General features: G+C 36.2%; 22 protein-coding genes. 19 read left to right on the top strand and 3 right to left on the bottom strand.

The annotated features are described in order from the left end of the window. The coding region (locus tag A7K50_RS03255; protein WP_243103616.1) for a polysaccharide deacetylase family protein at positions 1-769 on the top strand (769 nt) is incomplete at its 5' end. A 131-nt stretch (positions 770-900) separates the two neighbouring features. On the opposite strand, the gene A7K50_RS03250 is transcribed toward A7K50_RS03255, so the two are convergent. Next, on the bottom strand, positions 901-1,776 hold the full coding sequence (locus tag A7K50_RS03250; RefSeq protein ID WP_119774593.1) for an AraC family transcriptional regulator: 876 nt from the start codon (positions 1,774-1,776) through the stop codon (positions 901-903). Between the two features lie 285 nt (positions 1,777-2,061). Between A7K50_RS03250 and A7K50_RS03245 the strand changes: the two genes are divergently transcribed. The 18 genes from A7K50_RS03245 (at position 2,062) to A7K50_RS03155 (ending at position 16,989) form a co-directional block, all read left to right on the top strand. Next, the gene (locus tag A7K50_RS03245; RefSeq protein WP_119774592.1) at positions 2,062-2,637 is read left to right on the top strand and encodes a hypothetical protein; all 576 of its coding nucleotides are present in this window, start codon (positions 2,062-2,064) and stop codon (positions 2,635-2,637) included. A gap of 221 nt (positions 2,638-2,858) precedes the next feature. Next, complete coding sequence (locus A7K50_RS03240; protein ID WP_119774591.1) at positions 2,859-3,530, top strand: hypothetical protein; 672 nt, start codon at positions 2,859-2,861, stop codon at positions 3,528-3,530. Between the two features lie 261 nt (positions 3,531-3,791). Then, the gene (locus A7K50_RS03235; RefSeq protein ID WP_119774590.1) at positions 3,792-4,724 is read left to right on the top strand and encodes a HEPN domain-containing protein; all 933 of its coding nucleotides are present in this window, start codon (positions 3,792-3,794) and stop codon (positions 4,722-4,724) included. A 240-nt stretch (positions 4,725-4,964) separates the two neighbouring features. Next, entirely contained in the window at positions 4,965-5,321 is a 357-nt protein-coding gene (locus A7K50_RS03230; RefSeq protein WP_119774589.1) for a DUF3784 domain-containing protein, read from the top strand. 242 nt (positions 5,322-5,563) lie between these two features. Beyond that, on the top strand, positions 5,564-6,277 hold the full coding sequence (locus A7K50_RS03225) for a hypothetical protein (protein WP_119774588.1): 714 nt from the start codon (positions 5,564-5,566) through the stop codon (positions 6,275-6,277). 227 nt (positions 6,278-6,504) lie between these two features. Further along, positions 6,505-7,848, top strand: a complete 1,344-nt coding sequence (locus tag A7K50_RS03220) for a hypothetical protein (RefSeq protein ID WP_119774587.1) — start codon at positions 6,505-6,507, stop codon at positions 7,846-7,848. 169 nt (positions 7,849-8,017) lie between these two features. Continuing rightward, positions 8,018-8,773, top strand: coding sequence for a hypothetical protein (locus A7K50_RS03215; protein WP_199698215.1), 756 nt, complete (start codon positions 8,018-8,020; stop codon positions 8,771-8,773). A gap of 642 nt (positions 8,774-9,415) precedes the next feature. Further along, positions 9,416-9,898, top strand: a complete 483-nt coding sequence (locus tag A7K50_RS03210; RefSeq protein WP_119774586.1) for a sigma-70 family RNA polymerase sigma factor — start codon at positions 9,416-9,418, stop codon at positions 9,896-9,898. Continuing rightward, positions 9,892-10,263 (top strand): zf-HC2 domain-containing protein, encoded by a 372-nt coding sequence (locus A7K50_RS03205; protein ID WP_119774585.1) that lies wholly within the window; start codon positions 9,892-9,894, stop codon positions 10,261-10,263. Before A7K50_RS03210 ends, A7K50_RS03205 begins: the two co-directional genes overlap by 7 nt. A gap of 465 nt (positions 10,264-10,728) precedes the next feature. Further along, entirely contained in the window at positions 10,729-10,989 is a 261-nt protein-coding gene (locus tag A7K50_RS03200) for a DUF4160 domain-containing protein (RefSeq protein WP_119774584.1), read from the top strand. A 13-nt stretch (positions 10,990-11,002) separates the two neighbouring features. Next, positions 11,003-11,290, top strand: coding sequence for a DUF2442 domain-containing protein (locus tag A7K50_RS03195; RefSeq protein WP_119774583.1), 288 nt, complete (start codon positions 11,003-11,005; stop codon positions 11,288-11,290). 331 nt (positions 11,291-11,621) lie between these two features. Then, complete coding sequence (locus tag A7K50_RS03185; RefSeq protein ID WP_119774581.1) at positions 11,622-12,545, top strand: TIGR01777 family oxidoreductase; 924 nt, start codon at positions 11,622-11,624, stop codon at positions 12,543-12,545. Between the two features lie 192 nt (positions 12,546-12,737). Continuing rightward, a complete protein-coding gene (locus A7K50_RS03180; RefSeq protein WP_119774580.1) occupies positions 12,738-13,349 on the top strand; it encodes a hypothetical protein in 612 nt (203 codons plus the stop codon). Positions 13,350-13,485: 136 nt separating this feature from the next. Next, positions 13,486-14,010 (top strand): hypothetical protein, encoded by a 525-nt coding sequence (locus A7K50_RS03175; protein ID WP_132102124.1) that lies wholly within the window; start codon positions 13,486-13,488, stop codon positions 14,008-14,010. 215 nt (positions 14,011-14,225) lie between these two features. After that, on the top strand, positions 14,226-14,597 hold the full coding sequence (locus A7K50_RS03170; protein ID WP_119774578.1) for a hypothetical protein: 372 nt from the start codon (positions 14,226-14,228) through the stop codon (positions 14,595-14,597). Between the two features lie 232 nt (positions 14,598-14,829). After that, positions 14,830-15,369: a DUF1697 domain-containing protein gene (locus A7K50_RS03165; protein ID WP_119774577.1), complete on the top strand. Its 540-nt coding sequence runs from the start codon at positions 14,830-14,832 to the stop codon at positions 15,367-15,369. A 203-nt stretch (positions 15,370-15,572) separates the two neighbouring features. Next, positions 15,573-15,902 (top strand): nitrous oxide-stimulated promoter family protein, encoded by a 330-nt coding sequence (locus tag A7K50_RS03160; RefSeq protein WP_119774576.1) that lies wholly within the window; start codon positions 15,573-15,575, stop codon positions 15,900-15,902. 76 nt (positions 15,903-15,978) lie between these two features. Continuing rightward, positions 15,979-16,989, top strand: a complete 1,011-nt coding sequence (locus tag A7K50_RS03155; protein ID WP_119774575.1) for a nitrogen fixation protein NifH — start codon at positions 15,979-15,981, stop codon at positions 16,987-16,989. Positions 16,990-17,205: 216 nt separating this feature from the next. On the opposite strand, the gene A7K50_RS03150 is transcribed toward A7K50_RS03155, so the two are convergent. Together A7K50_RS03150 and A7K50_RS03145 are read right to left on the bottom strand one after the other, a co-directional pair. Beyond that, positions 17,206-17,826 carry a zf-HC2 domain-containing protein gene (locus A7K50_RS03150; protein WP_119774574.1) on the bottom strand — a complete coding sequence of 207 codons (621 nt, stop codon included), beginning with the start codon at positions 17,824-17,826 and terminating at the stop codon, positions 17,206-17,208. Beyond that, positions 17,827-18,306, bottom strand: a complete 480-nt coding sequence (locus tag A7K50_RS03145) for a sigma-70 family RNA polymerase sigma factor (protein WP_119774573.1) — start codon at positions 18,304-18,306, stop codon at positions 17,827-17,829. Positions 18,307-18,812: the final 506 nt, after the last annotated feature.

Below are 18,812 nucleotides of genomic sequence, written 5' to 3'. Positions count from 1 at the left end.
TTCGGGAATACGCAGGACGTTATGTACAATTGGCTATTTAAGAAATTATTTGGAGTGTATGATTTTGAAAAAGATTTTATTTACGCTATCTATTATTGCAGTGGTATTTATGATTGTAGTTGGTTTATGGACTTTATCCAAATCACGGACGTTTCAATTTTTCGGTAATATATATTCCAGAATGAATACAACTGAAAAAGTGGTTGCACTGACTTTCGATGACGGACCGACTGATAAAACTGACGAGATCTTATCAATTCTCAGTAAGCTAGATATCAAAGCAACCTTTTTTGTAATTGGGAGTGACCTTGAGAAGGATATGTCTGAAGGTCAAAAAATTGTTGCTTCAGGACACGAATTAGGAAACCATACTTACTCTCATAATCGGATGGTATTAAAATCATATAACTATATTAAAAATGAAATTGAAAAGACAGACCAGCTAATAGAAGAAGCAGGTTATAAAGGGGAAATTGTTTTCAGACCACCGAATGGGAAAAAGTTATTCTTACTTCCTTATTACCTAAAACAACACAATCGTAAAACTATAATGTGGGACCTAGAACCTGATTCTTACCCAGAGATAATGAGTAGTTCTGAAAAGATTACAAACTATGTTATGGAGAATGTCAAACCGGGTTCGATAATTCTTCTACATGTCATGTATGACAGTAGACAGGTAATGTTGGAATCGGTTGAAGGAATAGTAAACGGGCTAAGAGAACAGGGCTATACGTTTAAAACTGTGTCGGAATTGCTTGAGTACTAAATAAGTATTTGTTTAGTAAAAATGGGGAAGCCAACTGTACATAACACGCCGTTCCCAAAACTTAGCATTGATGAATGTGATATGACGCTTCGGGAACGGCTGAACGTTATCTGCAATGGCTGAAGTAAAAATTATTTCTTTTTCCGAACAGGTATCCATATTTCGCTTCTAAAAGTGGGAGAAGAAACATCAAAATTCTCCATCCACAATATTTCTGGGCCTTCTGATTGCTCGTAGTTGGAGGAAGGGAACCATTCTGAATAGATGCGCCCCCAAGTATTTTGAAGTATATCAGGGAATGGTCCGACTGATTCAAATACAGCCCATGTTGAGGGAGGAACTTCAAGCTTGGTAAAGTTATTCGGGCAGACATTAGTTGTCGCAACGCCAATGTAATGATCAAGTTCACCTTTTTCCTCCATACGCCCTTCTGAAAAGTCCGTTGATGCTTGAATCAGCCCTAAAGGTTCGACGTTAGATAGATTTTTAAGTTGAATTATCTTTTCCTCCGTAAGGCTCTTCCACATAGAAGTAATTTCAGGATTAGTTCCGTTAAAAATTATGGGAACCCTTTTTTGAATACCAACAATACGAAAATCTTCTTTTTCTTCAATTCTATAATTCATAGCGCTTTCTCCTTTAACTGATATATGAAAGGTCATCCGTGGATAGGCTTTTAGTAATTGACCATTATTCTTGGCTTCTGCCGGAGTTATTCCATGCATATTTTGGAAAGCCCTAGTAAAAGAATCAGGTGAACTATAGCCATATTTCAATGCTATATCAATTACTTTTAATTCAGTATCATTTAGTTCAAATGCTGCAAGAGTTAGGCGTCTTCTTCGGATGTACTCCGCGAGCGTTACGCCAGCTAGAAAAGAAAACATTCTCATGAAATGATATTCCGAGCAAAAAGCCAGACGTGCGACTTCTTTATAGTCAATATCATTTGTAAGGTTTTCTTCGATATAGTCTAATGCGTCATTAAGATTCTTTATTAAATTCATTTGGAAGACCTCCCTTACAAATAGAATAGCAGAAAAACAACCTACATATCCGATAATTCGTGCACAGTTTTGTAGGATCTGTGTTACTAGTAAATAAATGAATTTGCGAGCACCTCATCGCCACTGCAGATAACAGAGTGTTCCCAAAATCTGGGAGTAAGATGAATGTAGTAACCAGACTTCGGGAACACTCGGGACGTTCTACGACATGGGAAGGTTGTCGCAACATCCTGTTGCGAGGATGATTAAGAAAGAAAATAAATATAAGAATGTGGGGGATAGAGTATGCAGCCACCAACACCTAAGTGTTTGGAATCTGTCTCAACCAGTAAACCTATAACTGATAGAGTTATAGCAAAAGTTGATGTGAATGATATTTCTGCCGAAACTTTTTTCAAATCATTAGATTTGACAGAGGAAGATGCAAAAGAAGTAGTAAAAATGGAACAATCAGATGTTTTGTTGATAGAACAAAATGTAGTTTATTTGAACTTTGAAGAGACTGTCTCAACATCAACAGGAAACATATCTGCGATTAGAAAAGAAGAAATATATCAGAATCACAAAATAAAGGTTATTCAAAGTGAGAAGCCTTCAGTTACCCAAGAAAATATTATACCATTACCAATTATTATTACAGTAGGTAGTTGGATCGGAAAACAATTATGGGATCTTATAAAAGGATTGTTCACCAATTATATTTATGACAAATATAAACGAAAAAATGATGTGTTTGTTAATGTGAAAATTGCTCAATTCGATAGAAATTCCAGTAATTTTAAAATGGTTGAATACAATGGGAAGATCGAAGATATAAATTATGTTTACGAAAAAATAAAAGAAACGTTTATCGATGAATAAAACTACACTTTTCTATAAGGGAGCGACATCCGTGTCGCTCTCTGGATTACGGGCCTTCCCACGTCGTAGAACACGCCGTTCCCGAAACTTAGAATAGATGGATGTGACAAGACGCTTCGAGAACGGCTGAACGTTCTACGACATGGGAAGCAAAATGCGCCATCCATGGCGCATAAATATAAGTGGTTATCTTATGATTAAGAGGAGAGAGGGGTAATATTATGAACTTAAATCCTACTATTGATCAGTATCTTTTATCAACTTGTCTTTTTATTATTGATGAATTTAATGGGCTCTATCAGAACCTGCCAAAAAGTGAAATTAAGAAGATAGCAGATGAGAAATATAACGAAATGGATATTTGCGTAAGAATTGGATATCCATTTAGACAAATGGCACATTATACTGTCGGCGATAGTAAAAGGCAAGATAAGAGTAAAGTTAATCATGATATTTATATTGAACCCAAAGATTTCAAAATTGAAGTAAAATATTTAAAGAATTGGAAGAGTGCATCTCAGACTAATTCGGCAAGCAAAAATTGGGATAAATACCAGGCAGATTTTGATTGGCTATTACATGAAACAAGAAGTGGAAATAAAGGGAAAAGAGCTTTTATTATCGGCTGGTTCAACTGTGTCGATAGATTCTCACAACTTATACAGTTAGGAGAAGGAGCTGGCAATAAACCTAAGGCGAGCGAAAAAAAACATTGTTATTTTCCTTTTTTGACTAAAATGAACGTTCCTGCGCTTACAACCGATTTGGTATATAACTATAACCATGCCTATAAACCCCTACCGGTTAACTTAATTGGAGATGTGAAAGAAGGTTACAATTGCTTATTCTTAGGAAATGAGCATGATGTTTTTCATTTCGCAATTTACTATTAATTTAATGAAATTATGTTAAAGGGAGCGCCGTCCATGGCGCTCTCTGAATCACGGGGCTTCCCACGTCGTAGAACAGCCGGTTCCCGCCACTTGGAGGATGATGAATGTGGTCAGGGCGCGGCGGGAACCGGCGAGACGTTAGACGACATGGTATGCAATAGGTCGCGCCGTCCTGGCGCGGATAAATTAAAGTTGTATTAGACGTTTATTAAGAAATAGTTTTGCAGATATTTTATAAAGTGATTAGTTAAGAGGTGCTATATGGGTAATAGAAGAGGATTTATTTTTATAGGTGATATATTAGAAGTGAATATTGACAGTGAGTTTGAAATAATCCCCGGACATTTATTAAAGAAAGCAAACTCTAATCAAATAGAAACAATTAAAATGAGTATACCCGAAACCGATAATACATTTGGCTTTACAAAAAGATATGAGTTAGACAAGAAAGAAGAGAGTAATGGTTCAGGTAGTTATATTGGGCTTGAAGAATCTGATTGGAAGTATTGGATAATTGAATATGATGGAAATCAAGTAGATGATAATATTGACTTATCATTATTATTGTCCAAAGCAGATATCCATGTTCTTTTTCAAATAATCCCGAGTGGGGGGAGAATGTATAGTATACAAGGTTTACATAACTATCTTTCAGATAATACGATGTTATTACACAAAAAGATTATTACTAAGGAAAACTTAATAGAGGTAAGGGAACTAACTTATTTAATAGAAAACTTTATTGAGATCAGAAAAGATATTTATTCATACATTTATAAATCTTTAGCGGACTTTAGAAGTCTGAAACAAATACCTCGAAAATCATCATTTATGATAGTTGCAATCTTTTCGATACTAGAAACTCTTTTAGTACATAACCCGCAAAAAGGAGATAGTAGTATAACTCATCAACTAAAAACAAAATTGAACCTTCTAAATAATAGATTTGATGAAAAAATTGATTTTAGATTATTCTTCGGTGGGCCAGATTCAAATACGTTTGAGTTAATAATTGAAAAATTATATTCATATAGAAGTGACATTGCACATGGAGACTTTTCAAATTTTAATAAAGAGTTATCTGCAATTGTTGGGAAAGAAAGGGCAATTGATTTCTTGTACTTTTTGTTAAAAAAAGTTATCATACATGCTTTGAAAGAGCCTCAATTAATTAGTGATTTAAAGATCTGTTAATAAGTTTCTGGGGGGCCCGGCGTCCGTGCCGGGCTCTGGCTACGTGGGGCATACCACGTCGTCTAACAGAGTTTTCCCAAAATATGGTATAATATGAACGTAGTAACCAGACTTCGGGAACACTCGAGACGTTATATAAAATCGCGCGCATAGACCGCGCATCCATGCGCGGATTTTCATTAAAGATTTATTTTAGACCTCTTGAATATGAATAGAATAGTTTTGTAAGGAGGGGAAAAGATGATTGTCGCATATATATTAGCAGGGTTGATGTTTGTATTATCAATAATCTTGCTATCAGGAAGAGGGAGCTGGCTAATTGCCGGGTATAATACGATGAGTAAAGAGCAACAGAGCAAATATGATAGAAAGAAGCTAACCCGAGCTACAGGTATAATGTTAATGATAACTTCGATAGCAATTATGGCCTTAGCTTTCTCACTTATTAACGCCATTGTCTATATTATTATTGTTTTTGTTTCGGTGGTCATGTTAGTCATTTATACGAATAAGTATTGTCTGAAACCTAGTTCTGATAACAAAGAAACCGATTTAAGAATTAATAGAGAAAAAGAATCTCAGTCCAAGTTGAAATGATTATAGTTATCGGATTTGTGATTTCGATAGATCCGATAGTAAATATTATGTCAGATTCCAGGGGCCGACGTCCTGTCGGCCTCTGAATCCGGGGACGCGCGACTTTACATAACAGCGTGTTTTCGACACTTTGTCAATATGAATGCGGTAAAGACGCGTCGCAAACACGCAAACCGTTATGTGAAAGCCGAGAGAAAATTTTTGGTTATCATTGTAGTAAAAAACTTTGGGGGTATTTTTCATTGAAATTTCATAAAAACCCAAAAACCATAATTTATGTATCTATCGGAATAGTAATTATTATTTTGATTCCTTGGCTTTTCGACAGTTTGATATTTGGAAACAATATAAAATCGAACTTAAGTAATGGAGAATGGGCAGGATTTCTTGGAAGCTATATTGGAGGGATTGTAGGTGGATTTGCCACTCTTTCAGCTGTATTAATTAGTTTAAACAAAGGGAAGACAATACAAGAAGAATCTGAAATTAGGGAAAATGTTTTAATTGTATATTATGATCTGATATTGGGGTTAACTGATTTAAAGAAAATTTATATTAGCCACAGAAATCAATCGTTTAAAGATGTACCAACAAGAATGTTTTTGAGTAGTAATTGGATTAGAAATGTAGCTATGATTGCAAGCAAATTAGAAAACATTGATTATATCTATAAACTATATGGTGATCTAGAAATGTTAAGAGATGATTTGAAAACACTTAATGAATTGGATTCAATTGGGGAATCTGTTATGTTTCAAGGTACAAGATACAAGGAATTCATAGATAAGTTATCAAAGAGAGTATTTTGTGATGATTTTCTTAATCAGGATATGATTAAGTATGTTAGTGTTAACGAACAAATTGAGTTAAATATAGATAAAGATTTAGACAATATGTGTAATAAAGTTATGTCGGATATAAAAAAGCTCAAAGAAAAGTCTATGAAAGCTGAATAGTGAGAACAATGCATCAATTAAGCTTAAGCACTTGCTCTGCGGGTCTCGGCCTTCACATAACACCACATTCCCGCCACTTAGAGGAAGATGGATGCGGAATGGCGCGGCGGGAATGCAAAACGTTATCTGTCATTTTAAAATAGTAACATTATGTTGAAATATGTATTTATTTTCCATTGATATCTTGGTACTATTAGGGTATGAGATTATACTGGGGGTCAAGTAAAATGGGTCATTTTGACGAAAGATTCAATAATCATCAAGTCATGAAAAGTCTTCAGGAAATTTCTAGCCTTATTGAAGAAGCTAGAAAGTTGCATATCAGTAATCCTTTCCATGAAGAAACTTTCCAACGAGTTGAAGGAGTATATCAACAACTGGGACGTATATTTGACAATGTAGATACCTCCATATTTTCTTTCAACGTTCTACAAAATTTACAAAATCCTATGATTCAGATAAATAGTATTATAAGAAATTATATTAATGACAGTAATCAATCTAATAGAGAGAATGCGATTGCGCAAATAAACAGCCATTTAGAAGGAGTAATTCAACAACTTGGTACTATATATTATCCAAGAACACCAGAGGACTTTGAGGGGTTTAAAGATATTATTGTTTCATTAAGACGTTCCGTTTCTCAGCACAAGTCTAATACCGAAAAAGACTATGAAGATTTGTTAAAGACGAAATTAGACATTGAAAATAAGCTAAATGACTTAGCCAAGAACATAACAACTGAGAAAAACCGAATCGATAATATAATCAACGATGCTCAAAATAGTATCGCAAATTTTAAGAACCAATTTACGGATTCACAAGAGAAAAGATCAGAAAACTATACAAAAGAGCTTGAGGTTTTACAACAAAAGAATAAGGAAAGAATCGATGAATGGAACGCTACTTTTAATGACCTGCTTAACACTACGAAAGATAATATAGAAAATTTCAACAATAATTTATCTACTTACATGGAAAATTTTAAAAACGAACTTTTAGCCAATGCACAAAAATACGAAAAAGAATTAGAGGAACAGAGAAGTTATATTAAGAATCTTGTTGGAACCTTAACAAATAATGGATTATCCTATGGATATCGAAAATATGCAAATCAATCTATGTGGACTAAAATAATTTGGCAGATTGTTGCTGTTGCAAGTATGATTGGAATGATTATTTTTGCAATAAAGGCAGCAGAACATGCTTTATACAATAAAGAGAATTTTAATTGGGTAGTCACGGGTACAAAATGGTTTGTTGCTGCTGCATTTGCTTCTATAGCAACCTATTCGGGGAAACAAGCAGGGAGTAATCATAAATCTGAAAAATATTATAGAAAACTAGAACTAGAATTAGCTTCATTAGATCCATACTTATTGACTCTTGAAAAGGAGCAACAACAAGAAATTAAACAAGAACTTGCAAAGAAAATTTTTGGAAATAATGATTTTTTTGTGGAAGAAGGGAAAAATTCTATTGACAATGATAAAAACCACAATAACAGTGTAACTGATGTTGTTGTAGCTTTAAAAGATATAATTACAAAGAACAATCAAACGAGCATATAGATAAGGCGCAAAACGACAGATAACAGAGGGTTTGCGACATCGGGGAGAAGTATGAAGGTAGTAACCCGACGTCGCAAACCCTCAGAACGTTAGATGAAATTGGTCGCAAAGACCGCGCCGTCCTGGCGCGGACGTAGAAATAAAGAACAATTATTGAGGAGGATTTTGGATGTCAATACAAAACTGTTTCGTGATTATGGCCATTAGTGAACAGAATTATCCGGATATTAGTATTTCAAAGGAAGAATTAAAACAAAGATATGATGATTTAATTAAAGAAGCGATATTAAAAGCAAGACCAGGAATTGAGGTTGTTCGAGCTGATGAGATTTCTCTGCCGGGAACCATAACTACTGATATTGTAACAAGAATTATGCATTCAAATTTCGTAGTAGCAGACGTGAGTTTTCCTAATCCAAATGTTTTTTATGAATTAGGGCTAAGACATGCATGTAAACCTGGGACAATAATAATTAGAGAAAAGAACGCTCCGAAAGTTCCATTTGATATTGCGCATTTAAGATACATCGAGTATGAAAATACTGCTACTGGATTGAAGGAACTCTCGGAAACGTTAAAGTTGTATTTTTCACTTTATGAAAAGGATCCTAATAGACCAGATAGCCACTTACTTGAATTAGCAAAGTTGACAAAATATAAATTTCCGGATTATTGTGAAGAGCCAGAAGTGCCGAAAGAAACAGAGATAATGATGGCAATGTTAGAAAGTCCTGAATTATTAGATATGTTATTAAAACAGCAAAATGGTGAGGCAATTAATGAAAAAGAAATGATGTCGATTATGCTTAGAAATCCTAAAATTGCAGAACCATTTATTTCAGCGATGGTAAAATCCGGTGACATTTCACTTAGTTCTAAGCAACCAAATAGAGAAACAAGAAGAAAAATGAGTAAGAATAAATAGATTTTCTAAGAATTTAAGCAATACTCGAGGGGCTGACATCCATGTCAGCCTCGGCTATGCAGGACGACCAACTTCATTTAACAGAGTGTTTACGACACTTTGCTAATATGAATGTTGTTGGGGCGCGTCGTAAACACTCGGGACGTTAGATGAAATTGGTCGCAAAGGGCCGCGCCGTCCTGGCGCGGATTCTGCGAGTAGATTTGAAGAATTTTATGATTTGAAGTTCCAATTATTTATAATCTTTCTCAGCGCGGAAAATAAGAACTTGAGCAAAGTTTAATAATGACACAAAAACCAGGAGTGATTTGAGTGAAACAATCTATCGAAATTTTTTGTTTTAGCGGAAATAGAAAAGAATAAAGAGATATCTCCTGAAGAAAGAAGCTTAAACGCTAAGTTGACAGTGAGATTATGAGTATAACCGTAAGCTAACAAACCGAAATTTATATGCGAGTATAGTCAGGCGCATTTATGGGTAATGAGTATAATACTCATTTGGCAAATCAGGATTATATAGAAGGCGGAGTTTTGAGCAGAAGAGATATTTCTCTCCGCTTTTGTTCAAATAATTTTATTCTCTGTAACGAAACATTCGTTTTCGGGATATATAAGTGGAACTGATTGAAAGGAGGCACGGTAGTGGGTGACCGCATTGAAGAAATATACAAAGAACACGCCCGAAGCGTATACAAGTTCTTGCTCTCCCTGTCTCACGATGTGGATACGGCGGAAGAACTGACTCAGGAAACTTTTTATCGCGCCGTTTATTCTATTCACAAATATAATGGCAGCTGTAAAATATCAGTTTGGCTCTGTCAGATTGCTAAACATGTTTGGTATCAGGAATTACGGAAGCGAAACCGAAACGCCGCGCAGGAACTGACTGAAGATATACCTGAGTCGTCGACGCCCGAACAATCGGCTCTGCTGACCAGTGATAAGTTATTCTTGTATAAGGCAATCCATACTTTGAGCGAGCCGATGAGGGAAGTTGTCCATATGAGGCTTTCCGGCGAGTTCTCCTTTTCCGAAATCGGGGAAGTCCTCGGCAAAAGCGAAAACTGGGCGCGGACAACTTTTTACAGGGCAAAGCAAAAAATAATGGAGGTGTTGTCATGCTGAAATGCTATATTGTCAAAGACTTATTGCCGGGTTATGTCGACGGACTGCTCGGCGATGAAACGACAGCGGAGGTTAAGCAGCATTTGAAGGAATGTGAGGACTGCCGCTCGGACTATGAAAAGATGAAATCTCCTGTCAAGACACCGCTGCCGCCAACAACTGATAAAGAGGTTGACTATTTGAAGAAAGTTAGGCGCAAGGCGTTGGGCATCGCTGTCTGCCTCTTTGTCATCGGTATATTGATTGGCATTGCAGGTATTTACATTGGCGAAACCGATGACGCGCCCGGAGCTGCTCTAATTGGTATCTTGCTGATGATAGGCTTAGTGGTGCTTGGTGTAAGAGCCGTTTGGCGCAGACGCTGATGGTAGAGGACGAACTTATACCAGAGAAAAAAAGAGGCACTATCCCTTTCAGGACGATGCCTCTCTCTGGTTTTTCTATATCGGTTTGGAGTATTGCCAATTAGCCGTATCCTTTGTGTTGCATTTGAAATAAATTTGAGGAACTATTTTACTTTGATTGACAAATTCAATTTATCGTTAAGATAATGAGCATAATGTGATATTTAAAGATTTCAGACGTAATCTCTCTATTTATTTTGCATGGTTATTTGAGATTTGAGGGGTCGCCCTCCATGGCGACTTCTGAGTATGGGGGCGACCAACTTCATTTAACACGGGATTACCGTAACTTTGTGAAGATGAATGTATGATGACGCTACGGTAATCCCGGGAACGTTATGTGAAATCGGAAATATCTGAGCAGAAATATATGGAATTTATTTTCATCTGAAGGTAGTTGGGGTATAATTAATAAGAGGTGTTAATATGCCAATAGTAAGCGAATTCTACGGTATAAAAATCATGATGTTTTGGAATGAGCATGTTCCACCTCATTTCCATGCAGAGTATGGAGAAAATAAAATATTAGTTGACATACAGAATGCGACCGTATTAAAGGGGATATTCCCATCAAAACAATTAAAACTTGTTCTTGCATGGTGCGAGATTCATAGGGAAGAATTAATAGTTAATTGGGAAAACGGCAGAGAAAACAATCAGTTTATTAGGATAGACCCGCTGAAATAAGGAGGTTGCTATAATGTTTCATAAAGTTATACAAGTAGTACCAACAAGTGATTTCAAAGTATATATTTATTTTGTTGATGGAAAGATTAAGCTTTTCGATGCTTCAGAGCTCATCAAAAAGGGAGTTTTTCAACAACTTCAGAATATCGAGCTATTTATAAATTCATGTACAGTTCTTAATGACACTTTGGCTTGGGATATCACTGGGAAGTTTGATCCCAATAACTGTTTAGATTTAGATCCCGAGGAACTATATAATTCATGTCCAGAGGTGACAGAGCCTAAAGTTAATATAGTCTAGCAATAAGAGGCTGACAGAGATTGTTGGCCTTTTATTTTTATGTTTGCTTTTGAGGATTTCCGACTTCACATAACAGGGGAGTTCCAAAACTTAGCGTTGATGATGGCAATACCTATGGCAAACCAAGCGATATTGTCAACTCTTCATATTTTTAATCATGTCAGTCATGTTCAACTTGATCTTCTGGAACAGATTTTATCATCCGGCTTTTCTGTGCAAGAGAGCGGAAACATCGTATAACACGCTGTTCCCGCAACTATGTCAATATGAATGTGGTTGGGGCGCGGTGGGAACCGGCGGGACGTTAGACGCCATTCCGGAGGTGGGAAATATGAATGTTTTAATTTTTGGTGGGACAGGTTTTGTAGGAAGTAATCTGGCAAATAAATTACTTGAGAATGGATACCAGGTATATATCGTAACGAGGAATCCTCAAAAAACTGCTAACCGATTAGGAAATAAAATTCAGGTAATCGAATGGGACAATTTTTCTTCTCTATCATTAACTTATAATTTGGATCAAATCGACGTAGTAATCAATCTAGCGGGTGAGTCGATTGGAAATCGTCGATGGACCAATTCAGTAAAAGAGGAGATCATTGCGAGCAGGATTAGAACAACTGGCATAATAGTTGCTGCTATTAATAATGGTGCAATTCAACCCAAAGTTCTAATAAACGCTTCAGCAGTTGGATATTATGGACCCCGCGAGGATGAAGAGATAACCGAGTCTGAAGAAGTGGGGCAGGATTTTCTAGCACATGTATGCCGTGATTGGGAAAATGAAGCATATAAGGCCCAAAGTGATTTAACCAGAGTAGTGACCATTCGGATTGGGGTGGTTTTAGGAAACGAAGGTGCACTAGAAAGAATGGCACTACCATTTAAATTCTACATAGGTGGCCCATTGGGTAATGGAAGTCAGTGGCTCTCCTGGATACATGTTCAGGATCTAATAAGTATGATAAGGTTTATTATCGAACATCAGGAGCTAGCTGGACCAATAAATGCTGTTGCTCCAAATCCAGTAAAAATGAGAGATTTTAGCAAGATACTAGGGAAAGTTTTGAATAGACCATCATGGTTACCAGTCCCGGAATTTTTATTAAGAATAGCATTAGGACAAATGTCAGAAATGTTATTAAATGGACAACGTGCTGTACCGGAAAAAATTCTAAGTACTGATTTTACATATAGGTTTCCAAAGTTGAAGGAAGCTTTAGAAAATGCTCTGGGGAACCGGAGCGGCGTCTAACACAAAGTTCCCTCAACTAGAGGATGATGAATGTGGTTGGGACGCTGCGGGAACTCCTGAACGTTATGTGACATCTATGCCTCGAAAGAAATCGTGATGAAAATTAAGGTAGAGTTTTTTGAGGATTGGAGAAGGTTTGATAAAGAAATTCGTTTTTTGATTTAATATTTCAGAATGTAAGGAGTTTAATTTTTGAATAAGAGATTAATCGAATTTGGAACTTTCTTAGGGATGCTTTTCCTGGTGATATTGGCTGTAATAGTATACATAATGAATTATAGCGATCTAGATAGTTTTGATAGAATAAATAAGTTTAATATTATTCTAGGCTGTTTAATTTTATTAAATATGGCCGTGTATTGTAACAAGGCTCTTAAAAGAGTTTATAAAAGAAATAAGGTTGGAAATATAATCTGTTTTTTAAAGCCTAACATTACTATGGAACCACTATTTTTAACAATTTCTTCAGGTATCGTATTAGTTCTGTGGCTACATATGTATTTTAATATACGACCTTCATTTACCGGACTAGCAATGATAATCCTATTTGCTATTATGACGTTTGATTCGTTTTCTGTATATTTATCAAAGACAGGTTTAGCGGAAAAGGGGATAGTAGATTGGAACAATTACTATAATTGGAATGAAGTTTTATCATTTAGCTATGACGATAATAAACTAATCTTCCGTGTAAAGAAGAAATATTTATTCTTTAGAATAAAAGGGAAAAGTAAATTCTATTTTAACAAAGAAGATAAGAATAGAATTGATCAGATAATTGAGGAACTGTCTGGGTTGTCTTAACCGACATCACATAACAGCGAAGTTCCAAAATCTGAGAGAATATGAATGCAATAACCAGACTTCGGAACTTCGCGAAACGTTATCTGCAATGCCACGAACGCCGCGCGTCCTGCGCGGAAATAAAATAGTAACATATATGGGGTCTGAGATGATTTGGTCTAAATTAAGGAAGAAAATAAAAGATTTTATTACTCCAGGGCTAAGAGATAGAATTGATGTTCATTGCACACGTTATCATGATGCCCATGATGATTATGGTGAAGCGTGGATTACTTTAGATGGTCAAAAAGTTTTGGGTGGAGGATATTATCACTGGTATATGGCTCATATACCTCAAGAATTAATCAATAAATTAGGTTTTCAAGGAGCTTATCATAAAGATTTCTATTTGCCACAAATTGAATTAAGAGAAGTAAAAGAGATTATGGAGTTAGGTATTCATGAAACAACTCATATTAGAGATGTTTTAGAGAATTATATCAATACACCGTTTGAAGATTGCTTGGAATCGAATAATCCGATTTACACAGCATTTGCTTTAATTGATAAAAGACTAGGTAAAAGACGATTTTTAAATATTGATATAAGTAATTATAAACACCCATTAGTTAAGTTGTTTTATGAGTTGCGAAGAGAATGTTTTAGAATCAGTGATAGTTAAAAATAACAAGCTGAAGAGAATTGGCTCCAAGGGGCCACCGTCCGTGGTGGCCTCTGAACAAGAAGCGTGGCAATGCAGATAACAGCGTTTTTTCGACACTTTGTCAATATGAATGCGGTTAGGACTCGTCGCGAACACGCAAGACGTTATCTGAAATTGGCGAAAAGGCCGCGCGTCCTGCGCGGTTTGAATAGGATCCATATTGGGGAGAGAAAATGGATAGAAAATATGAGCCGCTACCAATTCTTACAGAAGAGCAAATTAAGTGTATATTGGAATCAGATAATCTTGACAAACTGATTATACTTCCTTTATCTATTGGAGAATATCATTCAGATTGGAAGTATGCTCAGGATATTTGTGTAAGGTTAGCTGTTTATCCAGAACCAAGTGTCCGAGCAAATGCAATATTAGGTTTAGCGTATATCGCTCGGACGAAGAGGCAACTTGAAAAAGATGTTGTTAAACCAATAGTTTTAAAAGCATTGAGAGATGAGAAAGAGTTTCAATGGCGAATTATTGATGCAATAGACGATATTAATATATTTTTGAATTGGAATATTGAAGTTAATGTTTCTAGTGAATAATTATCGCAGGGCTTTGTTGTGTTGAAGGGGATGCCCTCCATGGCATCCTCTGAGTTACAAGTCGCCAACTTCAGATAACAGCGAAGTTCCGCAACTTAGAGTTTATGAATGAATTAAGACGCTGCGTAACTTCGCGGGACATTAAATGAAATTGGTCGCAAAGGCCGCGCCGTCCTGGCGTGGATTGATATAAAGTTTAATATTGTTGCAAAAGATTAAAGAGGAGTTTTTTATGAGATATATTGCACTACTCCGAGGAATAAATGTTGGCGGAAAAAACAAAGTTTCTATGCATGATTTGAAAAACTGTTTCGAGAATGCAGGTTTTATAAATACGCGGACTTATATAAATAGCGGTAATGTCATCTTTGACAGTGAACAACAAAGTATCATAGATCTATCAAATAATTGCCATGATATTCTGGAGAAGAAATTTGACTTTCCTATAGGCTTAGCATTAATTGATGTTCATACATTAAAAGAGGCATTAGAGCATGTTCCTGATTGGTGGGGAGATGATCCAAAGTCAAAACATAATGCCATATTTGTAATCCAACCTGCCACAGCGGAAGAAATTATTGAAGATGCAGGAAAAATAAAGCCAGAGTATGAACAACTTTATGCCTATAAAGAGATTATATTTTGGTCAGCTCCATTAAAAACATTTTCTAGAACCCGGTGGTCAAAGATAGTTGGAACAAAGGCATATCAATATATTACAATTCGAAACGCAAATACAACAAAGAAGTTATTGGAATTGGCACAATCATAAAATGTAATATGAGAATTTTCTGGGAAGGGTCGACGTCCTGTCGACCCTGGATCTGGGGGTGACCAACTTCATTTAACACGCCGTTAGAATATATAAATGCGACAAGAAGCTTCGGGAACGCCTGGACGTTAAGCGAAAGGTGGCCTTGCAAGTAATCTTACGGGTCTTGTTTTTAAAATAAAATTAATTATAAGGACAGAAAAATGAGTACAGATAGCAAAAGGCGAAGAAGAGAACGGGTAACGGTTGAGAAAATGATTAATATTTATTGCAAGAAAACCCATACCCCACAAAATAGAAGGTGTGAAGACTGTGAGAGATTATATAAATATTCAAGCAAGAAAATAGAACAATGCATGTTTGGTGAGAACAAACCAGTCTGTGCAAGATGTAAAATACATTGTTATAAGCTAGAAATGAGAGTAGAAATAAAGAAAGTTATGAGGTATTCTGGGCCAAGGATGCTGTTTAGGCACCCAATATTAACGTTATATCACATAATAGATTCTAAGAGGAGTAATAGGAAAGCATGATTGGCTCTTAAATTAACTGCCTTTATTGAAAAAGAACGGCTAGCAATCTATTACATAATCCCAAGGGGGTATAAAGGTGCGCGATTGGAAATCCAAACTTAAAGCAGACCCAATTAATTGGTTGCTGGAAGATGAAAACCCTTCTGTGCGGTATTTTACATTAAAGGATATTCTAGACAAGCCGGAACACGATCCAGAAGTACAGCAAGTGAAGCATAATATCATGCAATCCAGTATAGTACCATATATTCTAGGGAAACAGCAGGAGGCTGAGTATCTTAAAACATATTCCAAATTTTATCTTGATAAATATAAAGGTCTTGCATGGCAACTAATTGTGCTTGCGGAGATGGGCGCTGAGGCCAATTCACAGATTATAGAACAATGCGAATACATACTCAATAATTCGCAGGAAGCCGAGGACGGCGGTTTTGCTATGAATATGGCGGCGAAGAAGGGCGGCGGCAGGATAAGTGAAGTTCTCCCATGCCTTACAGGGAATATGGTATGGAGCCTGATACACTTTGGCTACCTTGACGATCCGAGATTACAGAAGGCGATTTATTGGATTACCCGCTTTATGCGTTTTAATGACGGTGTTGAAGATAATCCACAAAGTCCGCCATACGACCGACTTGAAATATGTTGGGGCAAGCACACCTGTTTTATGGGCATAGTCAAGGCGCTTAGAGGATTAAGTGCCATACCACAGGAAAAAAGGACAAGCAAAATAAATGATACCATAAACAAATCTGTCGAATTTCTCTTAATTCACCATATTTATAAACGTAGCCATAATTTAAGTAAAACTTCCAAGCCTGGATGGTTAAAATTCAGTTTTCCTTTGATGTACCAGACCGATGTGCTGGAAATATTAGATATTCTAACGGAGCTTGGTATAGCAGACGACCGCATGAATGATGCCTTAAATATCATCCTTACAAGACAGGATGACATGGGCAGATGGAGAATAGAAAACACATCCAACACTGACCGCTTGCTTATCCCATTGGAGCAAAAAGGTGAACAAAGTAAATGGATTACGCTTAGGGCTATAAGAGTATTAAAACGATATAAGAGGGGTTGATGCTAATATTTATAATGTGTGTAGCATCGTTGACAATATTATCCCCCAAAAAACCCCGATGCTTGTCAGATAATATCGGCAGAACAACCTTTACCACGGAGTATGAAGAAAAATGCGCCGCTTGCTGCAAAACGATCGCCGATACATTCTACGAACTGCTGACCATCCAATAATATATGCTTGGTCTAAACTACAGATTCTTCCTATAAATGACGATTACATTATATTTAATTCTTTCGCTATTTCCCTCAAATAGAAAGTTTCCGTTTTGTCCTTAAATCGTAAGATAACGCAATCATCCTGAGTAAATTGTACTTTATTGCCGTTATAAGTGGTACAGTGTATGCCATAGAAAAACTTGTTCGGATATTCGCCTCTGTCATCTAAGATACTGCTGAAACATTCCGTAAACTGAATCGTATTAACATGAATGTTGTCCGCGTCCAGATGAGTCCAAGCATTAAGAACCCTGCCATCTGTCAGTTCAAATTCAAATTGAATTTTGTCATCTTTATAAGCATATGAGATGTTCATATCATTGGAATTTACTCTCCAGCCAAATGCAAAGAAATAGAAATAAGATACTACCGCCAAGGCACAGACTGCCAGGGTGATGAGAACTGCTTTTAAAACTTTTCGATTCAGCTTTTTGAATGGTTTGATTTTTTCTTTGTTGTATTCGGTATTTTCTACCCTAACCTCTGCTTTCATTTGCTCAAAAATTTCCTTACACTGAGGACAATTATTAAAATGCTCTTCGATTTCCAGATTGCTTTCAGAGCTGGTCAAACCATCAATATAGCTTGGTAACAGGTCTTTTATAATTTCACATTTCATTTACGATCTTCCTTTCATAATTTTTTGTTTTGCACGATAAAAAGTGACTCTTGCCCAGTTTTCATTTTTGTTGAATACTTCCCCAATTTCTCTAAAAGAAAATGCACCCGTGATGCGTAAGAGAACTATCTCCTTTGCAGTTTCATCGAGAATATGTACTGCTTTGATAAGTTGCATTTTATCTTCTATCAGACATAATTCTTCCTCCGGATTCAATTTGTTGGAAACAATATTGTCATTAAGCATAGATGTTTCTTTGCGGCTTCTTTTATCAATTTCTTGATACCACAGATGTTTTGCAATTTGGCAAAGCCATGTCGAGACTTTGCATGTACCGTCATATCGATTAGCTGATTTTATTGCACGGTAAAAGGTCTCCTGCGTGAGCTCTTCCGCAGTATCCTCATCGTTACAAAGAATGATCAAAAATTTAAAGACTGTCTCTGCATATTCCTTATAAATGTCATCTATGTCGAACATGCAATTCACTTCCTTCAAAACATATATCCGATAACGCAGTGTTTCGTTACACCATAATTAAATTTTTTAAAAAGCTGTCCGCTTAAGCAAACAGCTAAACAAAGGTTACAATTACTATGGTGTAATACGAAACAGCAGAGGAATCAACGAGTTCTACAACATTAACTCAAAAAATCCTGTACAAATGGCTAAACCGAAGAGTTAAAGAAGAAGCTTCACCTGGAAAGAGTTTGAAGCAAAAATGAAATGGTATGGACGAGATAATATGTAGAAAGTCAATTTTTGGTGATATACTATTATTAGAGATGCTTTGAGAGGTGAAAAATATGAGTCAAGCAAAAGAGGGCTGCAATCAAAATAATCACTAACTTACCTGATCAAGCCACTTGGGATGATATTATGTATCAGCTTTACGTTAAGAAGAAAATTGAACTGTCTCGAATTTGGGAAGAAAGGTTCCTGAGGTTTTCTTTTGGGACAAAGCCATCGCCTAACACTGTGTTTAG

The organism is Dehalobacter sp. MCB1 (genome assembly GCF_003590275.1).
Lineage (GTDB): Bacteria > Bacillota > Desulfitobacteriia > Desulfitobacteriales > Syntrophobotulaceae > Dehalobacter.
The sequence above is the reverse complement of the archived record's forward strand: the minus strand, read 5'-3'. Positions and strand labels throughout refer to the sequence as shown.

Bases quoted from the DNA above. Each gene is read 5' to 3' on its own strand.
- A7K50_RS03245 (WP_119774592.1), top strand. From the start codon at position 2,062: ATGCAGCCACCAACACCTAAGTGTTTGGAATCTGTCTCAACCAGTAAA.
- A7K50_RS03235 (WP_119774590.1), top strand. From the start codon at position 3,792: ATGGGTAATAGAAGAGGATTTATTTTTATAGGTGATATATTAGAAGTG.
- A7K50_RS03230 (WP_119774589.1), top strand. From the start codon at position 4,965: ATGATTGTCGCATATATATTAGCAGGGTTGATGTTTGTATTATCAATA.
- A7K50_RS03250 (WP_119774593.1), bottom strand. From the start codon at position 1,776: ATGAATTTAATAAAGAATCTTAATGACGCATTAGACTATATCGAAGAA.
- A7K50_RS03240 (WP_119774591.1), top strand. From the start codon at position 2,859: ATGAACTTAAATCCTACTATTGATCAGTATCTTTTATCAACTTGTCTT.
- A7K50_RS03215 (WP_199698215.1), top strand. From the start codon at position 8,018: ATGTCAATACAAAACTGTTTCGTGATTATGGCCATTAGTGAACAGAAT.
- A7K50_RS03195 (WP_119774583.1), top strand. From the start codon at position 11,003: ATGTTTCATAAAGTTATACAAGTAGTACCAACAAGTGATTTCAAAGTA.
- A7K50_RS03160 (WP_119774576.1), top strand. From the start codon at position 15,573: ATGAGTACAGATAGCAAAAGGCGAAGAAGAGAACGGGTAACGGTTGAG.
- A7K50_RS03175 (WP_132102124.1), top strand. From the start codon at position 13,486: ATGGGGTCTGAGATGATTTGGTCTAAATTAAGGAAGAAAATAAAAGAT.
- A7K50_RS03185 (WP_119774581.1), top strand. From the start codon at position 11,622: ATGAATGTTTTAATTTTTGGTGGGACAGGTTTTGTAGGAAGTAATCTG.
- A7K50_RS03150 (WP_119774574.1), bottom strand. From the start codon at position 17,826: ATGAAATGTGAAATTATAAAAGACCTGTTACCAAGCTATATTGATGGT.
- A7K50_RS03200 (WP_119774584.1), top strand. From the start codon at position 10,729: ATGCCAATAGTAAGCGAATTCTACGGTATAAAAATCATGATGTTTTGG.
- A7K50_RS03165 (WP_119774577.1), top strand. From the start codon at position 14,830: ATGAGATATATTGCACTACTCCGAGGAATAAATGTTGGCGGAAAAAAC.
- A7K50_RS03205 (WP_119774585.1), top strand. From the start codon at position 9,892: ATGCTGAAATGCTATATTGTCAAAGACTTATTGCCGGGTTATGTCGAC.
- A7K50_RS03145 (WP_119774573.1), bottom strand. From the start codon at position 18,306: ATGTTCGACATAGATGACATTTATAAGGAATATGCAGAGACAGTCTTT.
- A7K50_RS03220 (WP_119774587.1), top strand. From the start codon at position 6,505: ATGGGTCATTTTGACGAAAGATTCAATAATCATCAAGTCATGAAAAGT.
- A7K50_RS03170 (WP_119774578.1), top strand. From the start codon at position 14,226: ATGGATAGAAAATATGAGCCGCTACCAATTCTTACAGAAGAGCAAATT.